Origin of the sequence: Pseudomonas sp. MRSN 12121 (assembly GCF_000931465.1) — a bacterium.
In the GTDB taxonomy this organism is placed as follows: domain Bacteria; phylum Pseudomonadota; class Gammaproteobacteria; order Pseudomonadales; family Pseudomonadaceae; genus Aquipseudomonas.
Map to the genome: position 1 here is coordinate 6,586,249 of NZ_CP010892.1, position 21,269 is coordinate 6,607,517.

Annotated in this window: 20 protein-coding genes and 1 other RNA gene; 10 read left to right on the forward strand and 11 right to left on the reverse strand. The window is 64.5% G+C overall.

All coding sequences use genetic code 11. The features are described from left to right. Positions 1 to 111 precede the first annotated feature (111 nt). From TO66_RS30075 to TO66_RS30100, 6 genes are all read right to left on the reverse strand, one after another. Positions 112 to 1,728 carry an iron ABC transporter permease gene (locus TO66_RS30075; protein ID WP_044465663.1) on the reverse strand — a complete coding sequence of 539 codons (1,617 nt, stop codon included), beginning with the start codon at positions 1,726 to 1,728 and terminating at the stop codon, positions 112 to 114. Between the two features lie 94 nt (positions 1,729 to 1,822). After that, positions 1,823 to 2,824 (reverse strand): extracellular solute-binding protein, encoded by a 1,002-nt coding sequence (locus TO66_RS30080; protein WP_044465664.1) that lies wholly within the window; start codon positions 2,822 to 2,824, stop codon positions 1,823 to 1,825. 168 nt (positions 2,825 to 2,992) lie between these two features. Beyond that, positions 2,993 to 4,210, reverse strand: a complete 1,218-nt coding sequence (locus tag TO66_RS30085) for a 2-octaprenyl-3-methyl-6-methoxy-1,4-benzoquinol hydroxylase (RefSeq protein WP_177330454.1) — start codon at positions 4,208 to 4,210, stop codon at positions 2,993 to 2,995. 58 nt (positions 4,211 to 4,268) lie between these two features. Further along, a complete protein-coding gene (gene ubiH / locus TO66_RS30090; RefSeq protein ID WP_044465666.1) occupies positions 4,269 to 5,456 on the reverse strand; it encodes a 2-octaprenyl-6-methoxyphenyl hydroxylase in 1,188 nt (395 codons plus the stop codon). After that, on the reverse strand, positions 5,453 to 6,787 hold the full coding sequence (gene pepP, locus TO66_RS30095) for a Xaa-Pro aminopeptidase (RefSeq protein ID WP_044465667.1): 1,335 nt from the start codon (positions 6,785 to 6,787) through the stop codon (positions 5,453 to 5,455). The genes ubiH and pepP overlap by 4 nt, the downstream gene beginning before the upstream one ends. Before the next feature lie 27 nt (positions 6,788 to 6,814). Continuing rightward, the gene (locus TO66_RS30100; RefSeq protein ID WP_044465668.1) at positions 6,815 to 7,372 is read right to left on the reverse strand and encodes a YecA family protein; all 558 of its coding nucleotides are present in this window, start codon (positions 7,370 to 7,372) and stop codon (positions 6,815 to 6,817) included. A 140-nt stretch (positions 7,373 to 7,512) separates the two neighbouring features. On the opposite strand from TO66_RS30100, the gene TO66_RS30105 reads away from it, so the two are divergent. From TO66_RS30105 to TO66_RS30115, 4 genes are all read left to right on the forward strand, one after another. Beyond that, positions 7,513 to 7,722 carry a TIGR02449 family protein gene (locus TO66_RS30105; protein ID WP_044466189.1) on the forward strand — a complete coding sequence of 70 codons (210 nt, stop codon included), beginning with the start codon at positions 7,513 to 7,515 and terminating at the stop codon, positions 7,720 to 7,722. Further along, positions 7,719 to 8,042 carry a cell division protein ZapA gene (locus TO66_RS30110; RefSeq protein ID WP_044465669.1) on the forward strand — a complete coding sequence of 108 codons (324 nt, stop codon included), beginning with the start codon at positions 7,719 to 7,721 and terminating at the stop codon, positions 8,040 to 8,042. Before TO66_RS30105 ends, TO66_RS30110 begins: the two co-directional genes overlap by 4 nt. Positions 8,043 to 8,066: 24 nt before the next feature. Continuing rightward, a non-coding RNA gene (ssrS, locus tag TO66_RS33045) (6S RNA) lies at positions 8,067 to 8,245 on the forward strand. Between the two features lie 109 nt (positions 8,246 to 8,354). After that, positions 8,355 to 8,957, forward strand: a complete 603-nt coding sequence (locus tag TO66_RS30115) for a 5-formyltetrahydrofolate cyclo-ligase (RefSeq protein WP_044465670.1) — start codon at positions 8,355 to 8,357, stop codon at positions 8,955 to 8,957. 34 nt (positions 8,958 to 8,991) lie between these two features. Here the strand turns inward: TO66_RS30115 and TO66_RS33545 are convergent, their stop codons facing one another. Next, positions 8,992 to 9,141: a hypothetical protein gene (locus TO66_RS33545; RefSeq protein ID WP_156162107.1), complete on the reverse strand. Its 150-nt coding sequence runs from the start codon at positions 9,139 to 9,141 to the stop codon at positions 8,992 to 8,994. A gap of 194 nt (positions 9,142 to 9,335) precedes the next feature. On the opposite strand from TO66_RS33545, the gene TO66_RS30120 reads away from it, so the two are divergent. From TO66_RS30120 to TO66_RS30135, 4 genes are all read left to right on the forward strand, one after another. Continuing rightward, the gene (locus tag TO66_RS30120) at positions 9,336 to 9,785 is read left to right on the forward strand and encodes an EVE domain-containing protein (protein ID WP_044465671.1); all 450 of its coding nucleotides are present in this window, start codon (positions 9,336 to 9,338) and stop codon (positions 9,783 to 9,785) included. Between the two features lie 131 nt (positions 9,786 to 9,916). Next, positions 9,917 to 10,882 carry an HlyD family secretion protein gene (locus tag TO66_RS30125; protein ID WP_044465672.1) on the forward strand — a complete coding sequence of 322 codons (966 nt, stop codon included), beginning with the start codon at positions 9,917 to 9,919 and terminating at the stop codon, positions 10,880 to 10,882. After that, the gene (gene rbbA / locus TO66_RS30130) at positions 10,879 to 13,602 is read left to right on the forward strand and encodes a ribosome-associated ATPase/putative transporter RbbA (RefSeq protein WP_044465673.1); all 2,724 of its coding nucleotides are present in this window, start codon (positions 10,879 to 10,881) and stop codon (positions 13,600 to 13,602) included. Before TO66_RS30125 ends, rbbA begins: the two co-directional genes overlap by 4 nt. Beyond that, positions 13,602 to 14,720: an ABC transporter permease gene (locus TO66_RS30135; protein ID WP_044465674.1), complete on the forward strand. Its 1,119-nt coding sequence runs from the start codon at positions 13,602 to 13,604 to the stop codon at positions 14,718 to 14,720. The genes rbbA and TO66_RS30135 overlap by 1 nt, the downstream gene beginning before the upstream one ends. 111 nt (positions 14,721 to 14,831) lie before the next feature. On the opposite strand, the gene TO66_RS30140 is transcribed toward TO66_RS30135, so the two are convergent. Continuing rightward, positions 14,832 to 15,239, reverse strand: a complete 408-nt coding sequence (locus TO66_RS30140) for a flagellar basal body-associated protein FliL (protein WP_044465675.1) — start codon at positions 15,237 to 15,239, stop codon at positions 14,832 to 14,834. Between the two features lie 158 nt (positions 15,240 to 15,397). On the opposite strand from TO66_RS30140, the gene TO66_RS30145 reads away from it, so the two are divergent. Then, positions 15,398 to 16,375, forward strand: coding sequence for an NADPH:quinone oxidoreductase family protein (locus TO66_RS30145; protein ID WP_044465676.1), 978 nt, complete (start codon positions 15,398 to 15,400; stop codon positions 16,373 to 16,375). 235 nt (positions 16,376 to 16,610) lie between these two features. Then, entirely contained in the window at positions 16,611 to 17,960 is a 1,350-nt protein-coding gene (glpT, locus tag TO66_RS30150) for a glycerol-3-phosphate transporter (RefSeq protein ID WP_044465677.1), read from the forward strand. Here the strand turns inward: glpT and TO66_RS30155 are convergent. The 3 genes from TO66_RS30155 to ubiD form a co-directional block, all read right to left on the reverse strand. After that, positions 17,957 to 18,613 carry a gamma-glutamylcyclotransferase gene (locus tag TO66_RS30155; RefSeq protein ID WP_044465678.1) on the reverse strand — a complete coding sequence of 219 codons (657 nt, stop codon included), beginning with the start codon at positions 18,611 to 18,613 and terminating at the stop codon, positions 17,957 to 17,959. The two genes, glpT and TO66_RS30155, sit on opposite strands and share 4 nt — an antisense overlap. Before the next feature lie 210 nt (positions 18,614 to 18,823). Further along, positions 18,824 to 19,792, reverse strand: a complete 969-nt coding sequence (locus TO66_RS30160; RefSeq protein ID WP_044465679.1) for a CDP-6-deoxy-delta-3,4-glucoseen reductase — start codon at positions 19,790 to 19,792, stop codon at positions 18,824 to 18,826. After that, positions 19,792 to 21,258 carry a 4-hydroxy-3-polyprenylbenzoate decarboxylase gene (gene ubiD, locus TO66_RS30165; RefSeq protein WP_044465680.1) on the reverse strand — a complete coding sequence of 489 codons (1,467 nt, stop codon included), beginning with the start codon at positions 21,256 to 21,258 and terminating at the stop codon, positions 19,792 to 19,794. Before ubiD ends, TO66_RS30160 begins: the two co-directional genes overlap by 1 nt. Positions 21,259 to 21,269: the final 11 nt, after the last annotated feature.

The following is a 21,269-nucleotide window of genomic DNA, read 5'->3' on the forward strand; positions in this document are numbered from 1 at the left end:
TGAGCTGAAAGCCTTGAAATAGATGGTTTTCAGACAGCTACGACGACCAGATCAGAAAGATCGCCCGCACCGAATGCCGCGCATTGTAGCTGCATGGTGTGACCCTGGCACCTAACCGATTCGATGAGCGGAGCGGCGAATCAGGCCAATTACCGGTAGCAATCCCACCAGGACCAGGGTCAGCGCGGGCAATGCCGCACGCGACCATTCGCCTTCGCTGGTCATCTCGAAGATCCGCACTGCCAGCGTGTCCCAGCCGAACGGGCGCATCAGCAGGGTCGCGGGCATTTCCTTGAGCACATCGACGAACACCAGCAGCGCCGCGCTCAGCGTGCCGGGCAGCAACAGCGGCAGATACACTTTGAAAAACAGTCGCGGACCACTGACCCCCAGGCTGCGCGCCGCTTCCGGCAACGAAGGCCGGATCCGCGCCAGGCTGCTTTCCAGCGGCCCATAGGCCACCGCGATAAAACGCACCAGGTAAGCCAGCAGCAACGCCGCCAGGCTGCCCAGCAGCAACGGCTTGCCCGCGCCGCCGAGCCAGCTCGACAGCGGGATCACCAGTTCACGGTCCAGGTAACTGAACGCCAGCATGATCGACACCGCCAGCACCGAGCCCGGCAAGGCATACCCGAGGTTGGCCAGGCTGACGCCGGAACGGATCGCCCGGGTCGGCGCCAGCCGGCGGGCGAACGCCAGCAGCAAGGCCACGCTCACCGTGACCAGTGCCGCCATGGCGCCCAGGTACAGGGTGTGCAGGATCAGCCCGGCATAACGCTCGTCGAGGTCGAAGCGGCCGCGCTGCCAGAACCACACCAGCAGTTGCAGCAGCGGAATGACGAAGGCGCAGGCGAACACCAGCACGCACCAGCCTGTGGCCGCCAGGGCCTTCAACCCGCGCAGCGGATACAGCGCCTTGCCGCGCGGGCGCTCGTTGGCTGAGCGACTGGCACCGCGGGCGCGACGCTCGCCGTACAGCACCAGCATCACCGCCAGCAGCAACAGGCTGGCCAGTTGCGCGGCGCTGGACAGGCTGAAGAAGCCGTACCAGGTCTTGTAGATGGCGGTGGTGAAGGTGTCGAAGTTGAACACCGCCACCGCGCCGAAGTCGGCCAGGGTTTCCATCAGCGCCAGCGCCACGCCGGCGCCGATGGCCGGGCGCGCCATCGGCAGGGCCACCCGCCAGAACGCCTGCCAGGGGGTCTGCCCGAGCACCCGCGCGGCCTCCATCAGGCCCTTGCCCTGGGCCAGGAACGCCGTGCGCGCCAGCAGGTACACATAGGGGTAGAACACCAGCACCAGGACCAGGATCACCCCACCGGTGGAACGCACCCGCGGCAGGCGCAGGCCTGTACCGAACCATTCGCGCAAGAGGGTCTGCACCGGGCCGGAAAAGTCCAGCAGGCCGACGAAGACGAAAGCCAGCACATAGGCCGGAATTGCGAAGGGCAGCATCAGCGCCCAATCCAGCCAGCGGCGGCCGGGAAATTCGCAGAGGCTGGTCAGCCAAGCCAGGCTCACCCCCAGCAGCGTCACGCCCACGCCGACACCCAGCACCAGGGTCAGGGTGTTGCCCAACAGGCGCGGCATCTGGGTTTCCCATAGGTGCGACCAGATCTGCGGGTCGACCACCTGCCACGACAGCAGCAGCACGCTCAGCGGCAGCAGCACCAGGGCGGCGACAGCGAAAACCAGCGGATACCAGCGACGTTGGGCGGGATGGGCCACGAAAAACTCTCAAGCCAGGTGGGTCAATAAAGGACAATCGCGAACCGGGTAAACAAAACGCCCCGCAAAGGCGGGGCGCAGTATAACCAGCGGATCAGTTCCAGCCAGCACGGTCCATCAGGCGAATGGCTTCGGCCTGACGCTTGCCGGCGACTTCCACCGGCAGGGTGTCAGCCACGAACTTGCCCCAGGCCGACACTTCGGCCGAAGGCGGCACGCTCGGGTTGGCCGGGAACTCCTGGTTCACGTCGGCGAAGATCTTCTGCGCTTCGGCGGTGGTCATCCACTCCACCAGGGCCTTGGCGGCTTCCGGGTGCGGCGCGTGCTTGGTCAGGCCGATGCCCGACAGGTTGACGTGCACGCCACGGTCGTTCTGGTTCGGCCAGAACAGCTTCACCGGCAGTTCCGGCTTCTGCTTGTGCAGGCGGCCGTAGTAGTAGGTGTTGACGATGCCCACGTCGCACTGGCCGGCGTTGATCGCCTCGAGTACCGCGACGTCGTCGGAGAACACGTCGGTGGACAGGTTGTTGACCCAGCCCTTGATGATCTCTTCGGTTTTCGCCGCACCGTGGGTCTCGATCAGGGTGGCGGTCAGCGACTGGTTGTAGACCTTCTTCGCGGTGCGCAGGCACAGGCGGCCTTCCCACTGCTTGTCGGCCAGGGCTTCGTAGGTGGACAGCTCGGAAGGCTTCACCCGCGCGGTGGAATAGGCGATGGTCCGCGCCCGCAGGCTCAGGCCGGTCCAGGCGTGGGAAGCGGCGCGGTATTGCGGGGGAATGTTGCTGTCGATCACCTTGGAGGTGAACGGCTGCAGGATGCCCATCTGCTCGGCCTGCCACAGGTTGCCGGCATCGACGGTGAGCAGCAGGTCGGCGCTGGCGTTCTCGCCCTCGGCCTTGATCCGCTGCATCAACGGCGCTTCCTTGTCGGTGATGAACTTCACCTGGACCCCGGTTTTCTGGGTGTAGAGGTCGAAGACCGGCTTGATCAACTCGTCGATACGCGAGGAATAGACCACGACCTCATCGGCTGCCTGGGCGGTACCGCCAATGAGGGTGAGGGCCAGGGCGGTCAATAGACGCTTCGGTGCCAGCATGGGAGCAGTCTCTCGGAATCAAAGGGAAGCAAATGATAAGGACTAGCATTTGCCTTCTCAAACCGAACAGGAAACCCAGGCGTTACCAGATGTTGCATAGCCCGCCGAAGCCCATGCGCCGGGGGATCCAACGCACCCGCGATGGCGATGCCCGCCCCACCACAGCCATCAGGCCCTGGCCAGCTCCGGCAAATCCCCGCTCAAGCCCAGCGCCTGGCGCACGAACAGCGCCTTGGCTTCGGGCATCTGGTCGACCATTTTCAAGCCGGTGTTGCGCAACCAGCGCAGCGGCAGCGGATCGGCCTGGAACAACCGCTCGAAGCCCTCCATCGCCGCCATCAACGCCAGGTTGTGCGGCATGCGCCGCCGCTCGTAACGGCTCAGTACCTTGGTATCGGCCAGCCGTTCGCCGCGGCTGGCCGCCTGCAGCAGCACCTCGGCCAGCACCGCGGCGTCGAGGAAGCCCAGGTTGACCCCCTGCCCGGCCAGCGGATGGATGGTGTGGGCCGCATCGCCGATCAATGCCAGCCCTTCGGCCACGTAGCGTTTGGCATGCCGCTGGCGCAACGGCACGCACAGCCGCGGGTCGGCATCCAGCACCGAACCCAGGCGGCCCTCGAAGGCGCGCTCAAGCTCCCGGCAGAAGTCGCCGTCGGCCAGCGCCATCAGGCGTTCGGCCTCGCCCGGCGTGGTCGACCAGACGATCGAGCACCAGTCCTGCTCCCCGTCGCGCGCAAGCGGCAGGAAAGCCAGCGGGCCGTTGTCGGTGAACCGCTGCCAGGCGGTCATGCGGTGCGGTTCGCTGCAGCGCACGCTGGTAACGATGGCGTGATGCAGGTAATCCCATTCACGGGTGGCGCAGCCCGTCAGGCGTCGCACCGCTGAATGGGCGCCGTCGGCGGCGACCACCAGCGGCGCGCGCAGGGTACGGCCATCGGCCAGGGTCAGCAGCCAGTCGTCGCCGGAACGGCGCATCTGTTCCAGGCGAGCGTTGGCCAAGAGGCCGATGTCGCAGTTGTGCAGGCGCTCCAGCAGCGCATCCTGGACCACCCGATTCTCGACGATATGGCCCAGCACCTCGGCATGCACGCTGGCGGCCGAGAAATGAATCTGCCCGGTGCCGCTACCGTCCCAGACCTGCATCTCGGCATAAGGGCTGCTACGGCGCCGGGTGACCCCTTCCCAGACGCCCAGACGCTCGAGAATCCGCTGGCTGGCCGCCGACAGCGCACTCACGCGCGGCTCGAACGGGGCTTCTTCGTCGAAGGGCTTGACCTTCAGCGGGCTGCCATCGAGCAGCAGCACTTCCAGGCCACTGTCCTGTAACGCCAGCGCCAGGGCGCTGCCGACCATTCCGGCCCCGACAATCAGCAGATCTGCACGCATTTCCATGCTTTAAACCTGTCTCGCTTGCGGCTCGCGCCGCGGGTAAAGGATTTTGCACTCACGCATCGGGACGGGTCCCCAGCCCCATGGCCTGCCGCGCGAACCAACGCTTGGCCGGCGGCAGCAGGTCCAGGCCCAGCAGCCCGATATTGCGCCCCAGCGACACCAGCGGCAGCTTGCTGCCGAACAGTCGGGTGACCTGGTCGGAAAAGCCCACGGTCAGGTCCTGGTCCAGGCGCTGCCGCTCGCGGTAGCCCTGCAACACACTGAAATCGCCGGGTGCCGCCGGGCTGAGCAACAGCGCATCGGCCAACGCCTGGGCGTCGCGCAGCGACAGGTTGAAGCCCTGCCCGGCAATCGGATGCAGGCTGTGGGCAGCGTTGCCCAGCACCACCAGATGCGGGCGCACTTGCTCCTCGGCCTCCACCAGCGCCAGCGGGTAGAGATGCCGGGCCCCGACTTGCTTCAGGGTGCCCAGGCGGTAGCCGAAGACGCCCTGCAATTCGCTGAGGAAGCTGCGCTCGTCCAGCTCGGCCAGGCGCTGCGCGTCCATCCCCAGGCGGGTCCAGACCAGCGCGCAGCGGTTGTCCGGCAGCGGCAGCAGCGCCATCGGCCCGTCGTCGGTGAAACGCTCGAAGGCCATGCCGTTGTGGGCTTCGCTCGGAGTGATATTGGCGATCAGCGCGCTCTGGTGGTAAGGGCGCTTTTTCACCCCGATTCCCAGTTGCTCGCGCAGCCCGGAACGACCGCCGTCGGCCAGCACCGCCAGTTCGCAGTCCAGGATGGTTTCGTCGTTGAGGGTCAGGCGGTAACCGTCTTCCAGCGGCTCCATGCGCGTGACTTCGGCCGGGCAACGCCAGCTCACCACGTCCTGGTCCAGGCCTTGCCACAGGCACTGGCCGAGCCAGGCGTTTTCCACCACATACCCGAGGGCGGGAACCCCCTCCTCCATGGCCGACAGGCGCGCGGTGGAAAACCGTCCGCGGTCGGATACATGGATCTGCTTGATCGGCTCGGCGCGGCGGGAAATTTCCTGCCACAGGCCCAGCCGCTGATAGATCTGCCGCGCGCCGAACGATAGCGCCGAAGAGCGCGCGTCATAGCTGGGCTGGTAACTGTTGCCCGGCGCGAACGGCTCGATCAGCACGATCTTCCAGCCGCGCGCCTTGGCGCCGGACTGCAGGGCCAGGGCCAGGCTGGCGCCGACCAGGCCGCCGCCGATGATCGCCAGATTGACCCGGCTCATGCCGCGCTGGCCCGGGCAGCGGCCATCAGGGCCTCGATCTCGGCCACCGTCTTGGGCACGCCGCCGGTGAGAATTTCACAGCCTTGCTTGGTTACCACCACGTCGTCCTCGATGCGCACGCCAATGCCGCGCCATTTCTTCGCCACGTTCTGGTTGTCCGGCGCGATGTAGATGCCGGGCTCGACCGTCAGGGCCATGCCGACTTCCAGCACCCGCCATTCGCCGCCAACCTTGTATTCGCCGACGTCATGCACATCCATGCCCAGCCAGTGGCCGGCGCGGTGCATGTAAAACGCCTTGTACGCCTCGCTGGCGATCAATTCGTCCACTTCACCCTCCAGCAACCCCAGCTTGACTAACCCTGCCGTGATCACCCGGACGGTCGCCTCATGCGCCTGGTTCCAGTGCTTGTTCGGCGCGATCTCGGCAAAGGCCGCTTCCTGGGACGCCAGCACCAGCTCGTAGATCGCCTTCTGCTCCGGGGAAAATTTGCCGTTCACCGGCCAGGTGCGGGTGATATCGCTGGCGTAGCAATCGATCTCGCAACCGGCATCGATCAGCACCAGGTCGCCGTCCTTGAGCAACGCGTCGTTCTGCTGGTAGTGCAGGATGCAGCTGTTGCGCCCGGCGGCGACGATCGAACCGTAGGCCGGCATCTTCGCCCCGCCCCGACGGAACTCGTAGTCCAGCTCGGCCTCCAGGCTGAACTCATACAACCCGGCCCGGCTGGCCTGCATGGCACGCACATGGGCCTGGGCGGAAATCCGCGCGGCCTCGCGCATCACCTTCACTTCCGCCGCCGATTTATACAGACGCATGTCGTGCAGCAGATGATCCAGGGCAACGAATTCGTTCGGTGGCTGGGCGCCCAGGTGCGCCTTGGAACGGATCACGTTGATCCACTCCATCAGGTGGCGATCGAATTCGGGATTGCTGCCCATGGCCGAATACACCCGGTCGCGACCTTCGATAAGGCCCGGCAGGATGTCGTCGATATCGGTGATGGGAAAGGCATCGTCGGCGCCGTAGTCGCGAATCGCGCCTTCCTGGCCGGCCCGCAGGCCATCCCAGAGCTCACGCTCGGCATTGCGCTCGCGACAGAACAGGATGTACTCGCCATGCTCGCGACCGGGCATCAGCACAATCACCGCCTGGGGTTCGGGGAAGCCGCTGAGGTACTGGAAATCGCTGTCCTGGCGGTAGACATGCTCGACATCGCGATTGCGGATCGCCACGGCGGCGGCCGGCAGGATCGCGATGCTGTTGGGTTCCATCTGCGCCATGAGCGCCTTGCGGCGACGGGTGTATTCCGATTTCGGGATATGGATCATGGGCAGACGGGCTTTCCTATCGAACGATCAGTGCAGAGAAGGCTTGGCCGCTGGCGCAACGCTCTTGTTGGTCTCGGTGAACAGCAGCAGCGGCGCGACACGCAGGTATTCCATGACTTCCATGTAGTCGCTTTCGCCATCCTCGGACTCTTCCAGTGCGTCCTGTACCTGGGCGATCGCCGCAAGGTCCTGCAACACTTCCGTGGCTTCGGTGCTCAGGGAGCTGCTGTCGCGGGAGTTGAGGCCGAAGCCGGTGAGGAAGCCCTGGCACCATTGGCCCAATGCGGCGGCGCGCTCGGCCAGCGGCGCATCGTCGCCAGGCAGCAACAGCACGACGGTCATGTCGTCGCTGGTCAACTCGCCCTTGACCATTTCCTGCAGGCCGATCAAGGCGTTGCGAACGTTATCCTGTGGCTCGCCTTCGAGCACCTCGGCGGCATCGATCAGCCAAGCTTCGACTTCGAAGCCGGCGCCGGCGCAGCTGCGACCCAGCAACAGGCCGTGCAATTCGGCAGGCGAAACAGGATGACCGCTGCTGCTGAGCAGGGTGGCGAAAGCGTTGTACGGGGAATTCTGAATGGGCATGGGCAGCTAGGCGCCAAGCGGCGCAATGTCTAGAATGGAGGCCTTGTATCCTAGCATCGGCAGACGCGCCAAGACCATCGAGGGCGTCAACTCGTTTGCCCAGCCAGTTGCCACTCATCAGACAAACTCAGTGGGATCCAATGGAAGACACCGACCTGCAAGCGCTGATGGCCAGACTCGAACTGCTAATTGACCGGGTCGAGCAACTAAAGAGTCAAAACGCACTCTTATTAGCTCAGGAAAAGACTTGGCGCGAGGAACGCGCGCACCTCATTGAAAAAAACGAAATCGCCCGGCGTAAGGTCGAATCGATGATTTCGCGCCTCAAGGCCCTGGAGCAAGACTCATGAGTTCAAGCAATAGCGTTACCGTGCAGATCCTCGACAAAGAATATTCGATCATCTGCCCCCAGGAAGAACGCAGCAATCTGGTGAGCGCCGCCCGGTATCTGGATGGCAAGATGCGTGAGATCCGCAGCAGCGGCAAAGTCATCGGCGCCGACCGCATTGCCGTCATGGCCGCCCTCAATATCACCCACGACCTGCTGCACAAGCAGGATCGTCCCGACATCCAGGCCAGCGGCTCGACCCGCGAACAGGTACGCGACCTGCTCGAACGCGTGGATCTGGTACTCGCCACCGATACCGACACAACCAAGGCTGATTCCTGAGGGTGGTTGCGGTATAATCCACGCCACTCCCTGGGGTGCTTGCCAGTTGGCGATGTCCCTGAGCCGATTTGCACTACCCTGGAAGTTGCACGTTGGGCCGGTGTGCATGTCCGCCAGACGGAAAGCCTTAACGCCTACTGCATCCTCCGCCTTGAACTTTCGGGTTCAAGGGCTAAGTCGACAGCGGTTCATCCGGGGAGCCTGGATTCCAGATCAATGCCAGCTATGCAGATAGCTGGCATTTTTCTTTTCAGCTGCGCGATGGTTTAGCGGTACGCTGTCCTGCCGTACCCGACCTGGACCTGAGTGACCATGACCGAACCGGCGCCGCTGTCCCGCCCGCAACTTCGACGCATGCTGCGCAAGGCCCGCCGCGCCCTCACCGCCAGCGAACAGCGCCGGGCCGCCGACGGGCTGTATCGGCAGCTGGCGCAGCATCCATCGTTCCGACGCGCCCGGCATATCTCCCTGTACCTGCCCAACGACGGTGAAATCGACCCGCGCCCGCTGCTGCGTGCCGCGCAACGCCGGGGCAAGGCCACTTATCTGCCGGTGCTCAGCGCCTGGCCGCGGACCAAGATGGTGTTCCAGCGGGTTCGCCCCGGAGAAAAACTGCGCCCCAACCGCTTTCGCATCGCCGAGCCACGAGTGAGCCTGGCCCGGCAACGCAAGGTCTGGGCGCTGGACCTGGTGCTGTTGCCGCTGGTCGGCTTCGATGAGACAGGCGGACGCCTGGGCATGGGCGGCGGCTTCTACGATCGCAGCCTGGCTTATCTGGCCCGGCGCAAGAGCTGGCGCAAACCGACGCTGCTGGGGCTGGCGCATGAATGCCAGAAAGTGGCGAGACTGGATCAGGCGAGCTGGGACGTACCGCTGCAAGGAACGGTGACGGACAGGAAATGGTATTTCGCATGACAGGCGCCACCGGACAGCGGCGCCCAGAAAGGAATCAACGCTTGTAAGGCTGCTGCTGCTGTTGCGTGAGTTCGACCGGGGCGTCAGTCTTGCTGGCCCACAGGCTTTGCGCATAACCGGTTGTCACTACGCCCAAACCGAACAAAATAACCAAAATCCATAGTAAATCCGGTTTGCGTTGCATCGATTGCCCCCCTCAGGCATCACACACGATGACAGCAACGGTTTCCATAACAGGCCGTGCAGCAGCGTCAAGCTTAAAATTCCGGCATTCTGCGATAACGTGAACCGACACGCAAATGCTGGCGTCAACCGACCGTCGGTTTGTCATGAAATTGCCCAACAACTTGTCCAGCCACCCTCAAGGAGAGCAAAAAGATGGCCTATTGGCTGATGAAATCCGAGCCGGAAGAACTCTCGATCGAGGGCCTGGCGCGCCAGAACCAGGCGCGCTGGGATGGCGTGCGCAACTACCAGGCGCGCAACTTCCTGCGCACCATGGCGGTGGGTGACCAATTCTTCTTCTATCACTCCAGTTGCCCCGAGCCGGGCATCGCCGGGATCGGCCGCATCATCGAGGCCGCCTACCCCGACCCGACCGCCCTGGAGCCGGACAACCCGCACTTCGATCCCAAGGCCAGCGCCGAGAAGAATGCCTGGAGCGCCGTCGACGTCGCCCACGTCGAGACCTTCTCCAAGGTGCTGCGCCTGGACTACCTGAAACAGCAGGCCGCCCTCGCCGAGTTGCCCCTGGTGCAGAAAGGCAGCCGGCTGTCCGTGATGCCGGTGACCGCCGAGCAATGGGCCGCGGTCCTGGCCCTGCGCTGAACAGCCCAATCGACATTTATCCAGGCATCCCGCGCACAACCAACTAGGCTTGCCCGTTCATTTGACGGACATCAAGCCGCCCCGAGGCTTGAGCCGCCAGACTAGGATGTTACAGCTGCTGGGATGCCTCAATGTCGACGAATCACCGCTCCTCCCGTCTTTTCGCCTGCGCGTTGCTGGCCCTGCTGCTGGTCGCGGGCGGCTTCGGTTATTGGAAGTCCAGGCTGGATCGCCTGCCCGAAGGCCTGAGCATGGGCAACGGCCGCCTCGAAGCCACCGAAGTGCAGATCGCCAGCAAGACGCCCGGGCGCCTGGCCGAAGTGCTGGTCGACGAAGGCGACAAAGTGACCCGCAACCAACTGCTGGCGCGCATGGACACTCGCACCCTGGAAGCGCAGCGGGCCCAGGCCGAGGCCGACGTGGTGCGCACCCGGGAAAACCTCGCGGCGGCCGAAGCCAATGTGCAGTTGCGCCAGAGCGAGCTGCTGCTAGCCACCCAGGAACTCAAGCGCTCCCGGGAACTGTTCAAGCGCGGCTTCGCCAGCCAGCAGATCATCGACCAGCAGCAGGCCCGCCTGAATACCGGCAATGCTGCCGTGCAGGCAGCCCAGGCCCAGGTCGCCGCCGTGCGCGCCGCCATCGGTTCGGCCCAGGCACAAGTCGCCCAGCTGACCAGCGAAATCGACGACAGCAGCCTGCGCGCGCCTATCGACGGCATCATCCAGCTGCGCCTGGCCGAACCGGGCGAAGTACTGGGGGCCGGCGGCCGGGTGTTGCTGCTGATCGACCCGAACGACCAGTACATGAACCTCTACCTGTCCGCTGCGATAACCGGCCGCCTGGCTGTCGGCAGCGACGCGCGGATCCTGCTCGACGCCCTGCCCGAACAACCGCTGCCGGCGAAAATCAGCTTCGTCGCGGCCAAGTCGCAATTCACCCCCAAGGAAGTGGAAACCCGCGACGAGCGCCAGAAGCTGGTGTTTCGCGTCAAGCTGCGGCTGACCCAACCCAGCGCCGTACCGCAGGCCAAGCCCGGCATGCCCGGCGCCGGCTATGTGCGCACGGCGGACGTGGACTGGCCGGCCAACCTGCAATGAACGAGCTGGCGCTGCACGCCACCGGCATCAACCACCGCTACGGCCCGCGGCAGGCCCTGGTCGATCTCGCCTTCAGCCTGCCCGGCGGCACCCGCTGCGGGCTGATCGGCCCGGACGGTGCCGGCAAGTCGAGCCTGCTGGGCCTGATCGCCGGGGTCAAACGACTGCAGCAGGGCCAGTTGCAGGTGCTCGGTGGCTCTATCGAAGAACGCCGGCATCGCAACAGCCTCTATGCGCGGATCGCTTTCATGCCCCAGGGCCTGGGCGGCAACCTGTATCCCGAACTGTCGATCGCGGAGAACATCCGCTTCTTCGCCACGCTGTTCGGCCTGTCGAAAGACGAATGCGAACAGCGCATGCACAGCCTGTTGCTGGCCACCGACCTGCTGCGCTTCGCCGAAAGGCCCGCCGGCAAACTGTCGGGCGGCATGAAGCAGAAGCTCGGGCTGTGCTGTGCGCTGATCCACGAGCCGGACCTGCTGATCCTCGATGAGCCCACCACCGGCGTCGACCCGCTGTCTCGGCGGCGCTTCTGGGAACTGGTGGATGATGTGCGCCGGCAGCGCCCGCGCCTGACGCTGCTGGTGGCCACCGCCTATATGGAGGAAGCCGAGCAGTTCGAGCATTGCCTGATGCTCGACCGCGGCCGGCTGATCGCCCAGGGCTTGAGCCGCGAACTGGCCGCCGTCACGCCCAGCGGCAAGCTCGATGAGGCCTTCACCCATTTCCAGGGCGACAGCGGGCACGACAACCAGCCGCTGGTGATCCCGCCCAGGACTGCGGACAACCAGCAAATCGCCATCCAGGCCCATGAGCTGACCCTGCGTTTCGGCGACTTCACTGCGGTGAACAAAGTCAGCTTCGCCATTGGCCGGGGAGAGATTTTCGGTTTTCTCGGCTCCAACGGCTGCGGCAAGACCACCACCATGAAGGTCCTCACGGGCCTCATGCCGGCCACCGAGGGCAGCGCCAGCCTGCTGGGCAACCCGGTGGATGCCAGGGACCTGGCCACGCGCAAACGGGTGGGCTTCATGTCGCAGAGTTTTTCCCTGTACGGCGAACTCAGCGTGCGCCAGAACCTGGTGCTGCATGCCCGGCTGTTCGACCTGCCCAAGGCCGAGAGCGGCCCGCGCATCGACGAGTTGATCCGCCGTTTCGCCCTCCAGGAGATTGCCGAACAGCCCTCCGGCGCCCTGCCCCTGGGCCTGCGCCAGCGCCTGTCGCTGGCCGTGGCGGTGCTGCACCGTCCGGAAGTGCTGATACTCGACGAACCGACCTCGGGCGTGGACCCGGCGGCCCGCGACGACTTCTGGCGCCTGCTGATCGAGTTGTCGCGGGAACAGGGGGTGACGATCTTTCTCTCTACCCACTTCATGAACGAAGCCCAGCGCTGCGACCGCATCTCGCTGATGCACGCCGGCCAGGTGCTGGCCTGCGATACCCCCGCCGCCCTGCAGCGGCAGTTCGCCGGCGACACCCTGGAAGCCGCATTCGTCCGCTGCCTGGAGGCTGCCCAGGGCACGCCCGAAACGCCTCCTGCCGCCAGCACCCAGGCCGAGGCGCTCCCCCACCCTGTCGCTGGTGGCCGTCGGGGCTTCAGCCTGTCGCGATTGATCGCCGTAGCCGCCCGCGAGGGCAAGGAACTGCTGCGCGACCGGGTACGCCTGGCGTTCGCCCTGCTCGGCGCCCTGTTCATGATGGTGATCTTTGGCTACGGCATTTCCCTGGACGTGGAAAACCTCGCCTTCGCCGTCTACGACCAGGACCAGACGCCGCAAAGCCGCGCCTACCTGGAGGCGTTCCGCAGCTCCCGCTACTTCAAGGAGCGGCAGCCGATCCGCGACGCCGCCGAATTGCACCGGCGCCTGCAACGTTCGGAGATCAAGCTGGCCCTGGAGATTCCTCCCGGTTTCGGCCGCGACCTGTACGCCGGGCGCCAGCCCACCGTGGCCGCCTGGCTCGACGGCGGCATGCCGTTTCGCGCCGAAACCAGCCGCAATTACGTCGAGGCCGTGCACCAGGCCAACCTCGAACAACTGGCCGAACACAGCAGCCCGGCCCTCAAGCGGCCGGCCGCGGCCAAGCTGGAAACCCGCTTTCGCTACAACCAGGACGTGGTCAGCGTCAACGCTATCGGCCCCGGTGTGATGGCGCTGATCCTGGCCTTCATCCCGGCGATGCTCACCGCGCTGGGCATCGTGCGCGAAAAGGAGCTGGGTTCGATCACCAACTTCTACGCCACGCCGCTCAAGCGCCTGGAGTTCCTCCTCGGCAAACAGCTGCCCTACCTGGGCCTGAGCCTGGTCAACCTGGCGCTGCTGGCCGTCATGAACCGCTGGCTGTTCGGCGTGCCGTTCAAGGGCAGCGGCCTGACCCTGGCGGTCGGCGGCCTGCTGTACGTGCTGGCGACCACCAGCATGGGGCTGTTGATCTCCGCCTTCACCCGCACCCAGATCGCGGCGATTCTCGGCACCATGATCATCACCAGCCTGCCGACCATCCAGTTTTCCGGGCTGATCGTGCCACGCTCGTCGCTGGACGGCGCCGCGGCACTGATGGGGCAGTTGTTTCCTTCCGGCTACTTCCTCGACATCGCGGTGGGCACTTTCACCAAGGCCCTGGACCTGCGCGAACTGTGGCCACAGTGCCTGGCGCTGTTCGCCTTCTTCCTCGGATTCACCGGGCTGAGCCTGGCGATGCTGAAAAAACAGGAGGCCTGATGCGCCGCTTCAGTCACATCCTGCGCCTGGGTATCAAGGAGCTCACCAGCCTGCGTCACGACAGCGTGTTGCTGCTGTTCCTGGCATACGCCTTCACCGTGGCCATCTATATGCCCGCCGCCGGTTCGGTGATCGGCGTGCACAACGCCAGCGTGGCCGTGGTGGACGAGGATCACAGCCAGGTCTCGCGCCAACTGGCCGAGGCCCTGCAACCGCCGGAGTTCCAGGTTCCGGTGCAGTTGCCCTACGACCGGCTGGACCAGGTCATGGACAGCGGCCAGTTCACCTTCGTCATCAACGTGCCGGCCAACTTCCAGAACGACCTGCTGGCCGGGCGCCAACCCAGCGTGCAGGTGAACGTCGACGCCACAGCCATGAGCCAGGCATTCATGGGCGCCGGGTATATAGGGCGGATTTTCCAGCGCGAACTGTTGAACTACAGCAACCAGGCCGACCCGACGGGCGGGATGCCGGCACGCCTGACCAGCCGGGCGCTGTTCAATACCAACCTGCAGGGTGGCTGGTTCCTGGCGGTGATCCAGATCGTCAACAACATCACCATCCTGGCGATTGTCCTGACCGGCACCGCGCTGTTGCGCGAACGCGAACACGGCACCCTCGACCACCTGCTGGTGCTGCCGCTGACGGCGCTGGAAATCATGCTGGCGAAAATCTGGAGCAACATGCTGGTGGTGGTGCTCTGCACCTGGCTGTCGCTGGAAGTGATAGTCAAAGGGGTGCTGGGCGTACCGCTGGCCGGTTCGCTGGCACTGTTCCTCGCGGTGACCGCGCTGTACCTGTTCGCCAGCACCGCGCTGGGGATATTTCTCGCGACCCTGGCACGCTCGACCCCGCAATTCGGCCTGCTGGCGATTCCGGTGATCATCCCGATGTTGCTGTTGTCGGGCGGCAGCACGCCGCTGGACAGCATGCCCCAGTGGCTGCAATGGGTGATGCAGGGCTCGCCGTCGACTCACTTCGTCAGCCTCAGCGCCGCGATCCTGTTTCGCGACGCCGGCCTGCCGGTGGTCTGGCCCGACCTGCTGGCCCTTGCGGCGATCGGCCTACTGTTCTTCGGCATCGCCCTGGCGAGGTTCCGCAGGAGCCTGGCGTCCTGACCCAGCAACTTGTAGGAGCGAAGCTTGCTCGCGATCAGCCGTAAGGCTGGGATTGGGCGGGGTGCGCGATATCGCTATCGCGGGCAAGCCTCGCTCCTACAGGATCCTGCATTACTGGATGATCAGGTTGTTGAACAGCAGGTCTTCCACCACCGGCTTGCCGGTTTCGTCGTTCATCACCTGCTGGGTCTGCTTCAAGGCTTCCTGGCGCAGTTTTTCCTTGGCTTCGACGTTGTTCATGGTTTCTGCGGTCTGCTGGGCGAACAGTGCCACCAGCTGGTTGCGGATCAGCGGCTCGTTGGCCTTCACTGCCTGGGCGGCGGCATCGCCGGTCACGCGCAGGGCGACGTCTGCCTTGTAGACCTTGAGCTTGGGACCGCCATCCAGGCCGTAGTTGCCCACGAACGGCGGGTTCAGGCTGATGTAACTGACTTTCGGTGCTTCGCCCTCTTTGGCTTCCTCGGCCATGGCTGCCATCGGCAGAGACAGGGCCAGCATCAACATGATCCACGCTTTCACAGTTCGCTCCTTATCCGGTAGGCGGCCTAGCATAAAGGCCTCCGGTCCTGTGCCCAAGCACAAAGCTTATGGCCGGTTATCAGGACGGGGCATGCTCGTTGACCGCGTTTTTCACCCACCTACACTTATCGGCCATCACTTCCAAAGGAATAGCCCTGATGAAAGCCGTGCTGTGCAAAGCCTTCGGCCCCGCCGAAACGCTGGTGCTGGAAGATGTCGCGAGTCCCGTGCCGAAGAAGAACGAAATCCTGCTGCACGTGCACGCGGCCGGGGTGAACTTCCCGGACACGCTGATCATCGAGGGCAAATACCAGTTCAAGCCGCCTTTCCCGTTCTCGCCGGGTGGCGAGGCCGCCGGGGTGGTGGGTGCCGTCGGCGAGAAGGTGGGACACCTCAAGGCCGGCGACCGAGTCATGGCGCTGACCGGCTGGGGCAGCTTTGCCGAGGAAGTGGCGGTGCCGGGCTACAACGTCTTGCCAATCCCGCCGTCAATGGACTTCAACACCGCCGCAGCCTTCAGCATGACCTACGGCACCTCGATGCACGCTCTCAAGCAACGCGGCCACCTACAGCCGGGTGAAACCCTGCTGGTGCTCGGTGCGTCCGGCGGTGTCGGCCTGGCCGCCGTGGAAATCGGCAAGGCCATGGGCGCGCGGGTCATCGCCGCCGCCAGCAGCGCCGAGAAACTCGCGGTGGCCAAGGCCGCAGGCGCCGACGAGTTGATCAACTACAGCGAAACCAGCCTGAAGGACGAGGTCAAGCGCCTGACCGACGGCCAGGGCGCCGACGTGATCTACGACCCGGTCGGCGGCGACCTGTTCGACCAGGCGATCCGCTCCATCGCCTGGAACGGCCGCTTGCTGGTGGTGGGGTTTGCCAGCGGGCGCATTCCCGAGTTGCCGGTCAACCTGGCGCTGCTCAAGGGCGCGGCGGTGGTCGGGGTGTTCTGGGGGTCGTTCGCCCAGCGCCAGCCCCAGGACAACGCGGCGAACTTCCAGCAACTGTTCGGCTGGTTCGCCGAAGGCAAGTTGAAGCCACTGGTCTCGCAGGTCTACCCACTGGCCGACGCCGCCAATGCCATCAACGATCTTGGCCAGCGTAAGGCGGTGGGCAAGGTGGTGGTGCAGGTTCGCTGAACCGCTTGTTCGCGCAGCGGCGGATGGCCGCTGCGCGGATCGCGAGCAAGCTTCGCTCCTACAGAGGGCGGGAACATTCGTTTGCGACCTTGGCTTATACCTCACCGACATGTTCGCAAAAGAACATCCGTTTGCTCCTTTCTTGTATGCCTGTGGACAAGATGCAGTGCTATTTTCGGTAACGAAACTGTAACATTCGCATCCGCAGTCAAAACAAGAAATTTGGAGCTCTTGAATGTTTGCTTTCTTTCGACCTGCCGCACATCGGGCGCCCCTGCCTGACGAAAAAATAGACAGTACTTACCGCCGCCTGCGCTGGCAGATCTTCGCCGGGATCTTCATCGGCTACGCCGGCTACTACTTGCTGCGCAAGAACTTCTCCCTGGCCATGCCGTACCTGATCGAAGAGGGTTACACCCGCGGCGAGCTGGGCCTGGCCATGTCGGCGATCGCCATCGCCTACGGCCTGTCGAAGTTCCTCATGGGCCTGGTGTCCGACCGCTCCAACCCGCGCTTCTTCCTGCCTTTCGGCCTGCTGGTGTCGGCCGGAATCATGTTCATCTTCGGTTTCGCACCCTGGGCCACGTCCAGCGTGACCATGATGTTCATCCTGCTGTTCATCAACGGCTGGGCCCAGGGCATGGGCTGGCCGCCAAGCGGACGGACCATGGTGCACTGGTGGTCGCAGAAGGAACGCGGCGGCGTGGTGTCGGTGTGGAACGTGGCGCACAACGTCGGCGGCGGCCTGATCGGCCCGCTGTTCCTGCTCGGCATGGGCTGGTTCAACGACTGGCACGCGGCGTTCTACGTTCCGGCCGCGGTGGCTCTGCTGGTGGCGCTGTTCGCCTTCGCCACCATGCGCGACACCCCGCAGTCGGTCGGCCTGCCGCCGATCGAGAAGTACAAGAACGATTACCCGGAAGGCTACGACGCCAGCCACGAAACGGAATTCAGCGCCAAGGAAATCTTCGTCAAATATGTACTGCGCAACAAAATGCTCTGGTACATCGCCCTGGCCAACGTCTTTGTCTACCTGCTGCGCTACGGCGTGCTGGACTGGGCGCCGACCTACCTGAAGGAAGCCAAGCACTTCACGGTGGACAAGACCTCCTGGGCGTACTTCTTCTACGAGTGGGCGGGAATCCCGGGCACCCTGCTGTGCGGCTGGATGTCGGACAAGATCTTCCGCGGCAACCGCGGCCTGACCGGCATGGTGTTCATGGCGCTGGTGACCGTGGCGACCCTGGTGTACTGGCTGAACCCGGCCGGAAACCCGACCGTCGATATGATCGCGCTGTTCTCCATCGGCTTCCTGATCTATGGCCCGGTGATGCTGATCGGCCTGCAGGCCCTGGAACTGGCGCCGAAGAAAGCCGCCGGCACCGCCGCGGGCTTCACTGGCCTGTTCGGCTACCTGGGCGGCTCGGTCGCCGCCAGCGCAGCGATGGGCTACACCGTGGACCATTTCGGCTGGGACGGCGGTTTTGTCCTGCTGGTGGGCGCATGCCTGCTGTCGATGGCCTTCCTGGCACCGACCCTGCGGCACAAGCGGACCGCCAGCCAGGGCCGCGAAGCCATCGCCTAAGCGTCCTGACAGGCGCCTGATTGACAGCGCTTGAGCCGCGCCTCCAGATTGCGATCCGGCATGGCGTGGCTACGCAGGGCGTGCACGGTCTGCTCGACATACTCGCGAGTAGTGCCGTAGCGCCCGCAAGCGCTTTCGAACACCTGGCTCAGCACATGATCCGGCAGGTTGCCGGCATAGCTGGGCAGGTGTCTCTCCAGCACGAAGCCCAGGGCCTGCACCCGGCTACCGTCTTCAAGCCGGCAGTTGAGCCAGTGCGGGCGATAGGATGGGTACGGCATCTCGCGCTGCCACAACGCATACAACGAGGTTTCCAGCTGTTCTTCCGGCAAGCGGTAGGCGAAACCACTGCAGGAACCGCCGCGATCCAGGCCAAACACCAGCCCCGGCTTTTCCGGCGTGCCGCGGTGCTCGTGGGACCACAGGTACAAACCGCGATGGTAGCCATGCACCCGCCCACGCAGCCGTTCGACCGCCGAGCATTCGGGACGCCAGATCAGTGAACCATAGGCGAACAGCCAGACGGGCCCGCCCTTGTGGCGCGCCATGGTGGATTGCATCGAGCTGCGGAGCTGTTCGGGGGTGAGCTGCGGCCCAAGGTCAAGCCGCGGAGGGTAAGCCAGATTCAGGAAACTGGATTCAATGGCTGTCATGGCGAATAGCGTTCGGCTCCCCGCGTATAGAGAATTACTTAATAGAACGCACGGCAGTAACTTCGAGACACATATGTTTCAACGCAAGTTAAGTGCCATTGAAGAGTTCAAACTTTCGACAATGCGTGACATATAACCTACCGATATTTATTCAATTAAATAAATACCGATGGGCTATATGGGAAGTTATAACGAAAGAATCCCGAGCACTCAGGACCTGGGGGCATAGGCAAAAACATCCGCGCGCATCTGGTGCGCGTCCATGCCTGCCTCGACCAGCGCATCCAGCGTGGCGTAGATCATCGCCGGCGAACCACTGGCGTAGACGTGCACGGTCGACAGGTCGGCGATGTCCTCGCTCACCGCTTCGTGCAACAGGCCGCAGCGGCCCTCCCAGCCACAGAGATCGCTGACCACCTGGTGCAGGAACAGGTTGGGCAGCGTCTGCCATTCGTCCCAATGCTCGATCCGGTAGAAATCCTCCGGCCGGCGCACGCCCCAGTACAGGTGCACCGGGTATTTGAAGCCCTTGGCGCGGCAATGCTCGATCAGGCTGTGCATCTGCGCCATGCCGGTACCGGCGGCAATCAGCACCAGCGGCCCTTCGGGCAGCTCGGCCAGGTGGGTATCGCCAAAAGGCAGTTCGACGCGCACGTTGCCGTTGCGCTGCAACTGCTCGATCAGGCTTTGTGCACTGCTTTCGCGCACCAGTACATGCAATTCCAGCTCGCGCCCGGAATGCGGTGCCGAGGCCAGGGAAAACGCCGATTTCTCGCCGTTCTCGCGCTCGAGCATCAGGTACTGGCCAGCGTGGTAGCGCGGCGGCTTGCCGGCGGGCGCCCGCAGCCGGACCCGCCAGACATCGCCGCCGACTTCCAGACACTCGGTGACCTGACACGACATACTGCGCACCGGCAGCTCTCCCAGCGCAAGGACGCCATCCCACAGCACGATGCAGTCTTCCAGCGGCTCTGCAATGCAAGTGTAGAACTCGCCGTGGTCGCGCACTTCGCCGGCCTGCAGGACGCTGCCCTCTACCAGCAAGGCGCAGCACACATGACAGTTGCCATTGCGACAGCTTTGCGGGCACTCATGGCCCAGGCGCCGCGCCGCATCGAGAATCCGCTCGCCGGGCAGCGTCTCAAGCACCGCTCCGGAGGGCTGCAAGGTTACACGCATCAATCTATTCCTAACTGATTCCAGATGGCATCGATCCGGCGGGTCACCGCCTCATCCTTGACGATTACCCGGCCCCACTCGCGGGTGGTTTCACCGGGCCATTTGTGCGTGGCATCGAGCCCCATCTTCGACCCCAGGCCGGAAACCGGCGAGGCGAAGTCGAGGTAGTCGATCGGCGTGTTGTCGATCATCACCGTGTCGCGCTTGGGGTCCATGCGCGTGGTGATGGCCCAGATCACGTCGTTCCAGTCGCGTGCGTTGACATCGTCGTCGGTGACAATAACGAACTTGGTGTACATGAACTGTCGCAAAAACGACCAGACACCCAGCATCACCCGCTTGGCGTGGCCGGGATACTGCTTCTTCATGGTCACCACCGCCATGCGGTACGAGCAGCCTTCGGGCGGCAGGTAGAAGTCGGTGATTTCCGGGAACTGCTTCTGCAGGATCGGTACGAACACTTCGTTCAGCGCCACGCCGAGAATCGCCGGCTCATCCGGCGGGCGTCCGGTATAGGTGCTGTGGTAGATCGGCTTCTGCCGGTGGGTGATGCGCTCGACCGTGAACACCGGGAAGCTGTCGACTTCGTTGTAGTAGCCGGTGTGGTCGCCGTACGGGCCTTCGTCGGCCATCTCGCCCGGATGGATCACCCCTTCCAGGATGATCTCCGCGGTGGCCGGCACCTGCAGGTCGTTGCCACGGCACTTCACCAGCTCGGTGCGGTTGCCCCGCAGCAGGCCGGCGAAGGCGTATTCGGACAGGCTGTCCGGCACCGGGGTGACCGCGCCGAGAATGGTCGCCGGGTCGGCGCCGAGGGCCACGGAGACCGGGAACGGCTGGCCCGGGTGCTTCTCGCACCATTCGCGGTAATCCAGCGCGCCGCCGCGATGGCTCAGCCAGCGCATGATCACCTTGTTGCGACCGATCACCTGCTGGCGGTAGATGCCGAGGTTCTGCCGATCCTTGTTCGGGCCCTTGGTGACGGTCAGGCCCCAGGTGATCAGCGGCCCGACGTCGCCTGGCCAGCAGGTCTGCACCGGCAGCCGCGACAGGTCGACGTCATCGCCTTCGATGACCACTTCCTGGCAGATCGCGTCCTTGACCACCTTGGGCGCCATGGCAATGATCTTGCGAAAGATCGGCAGCTTGGACCAGGCGTCCTTCAGGCCCTTGGGCGGCTCGGGCTCCTTGAGAAACGCCAGCAGCTTGCCGATTTCCCGCAGCTCGCTGACGGCTTCGGCGCCCATGCCCAGCGCTACCCGCTCCGGGGTGCCGAACAGGTTGCCCAGCACCGGGATGTCGTAGCCGGTAGGCTTTTCAAACAGCAGGGCCGGGCCTTTGGCGCGCAAGGTGCGATCGCAGACCTCGGTCATTTCCAGCACTGGGGACACCGGAACCTGGATGCGCTTGAGTTCGCCGCGCTGTTCCAGGCCGCTGATAAAGTCGCGCAAGTCGCGATACTGCATGCGTGAGCCTC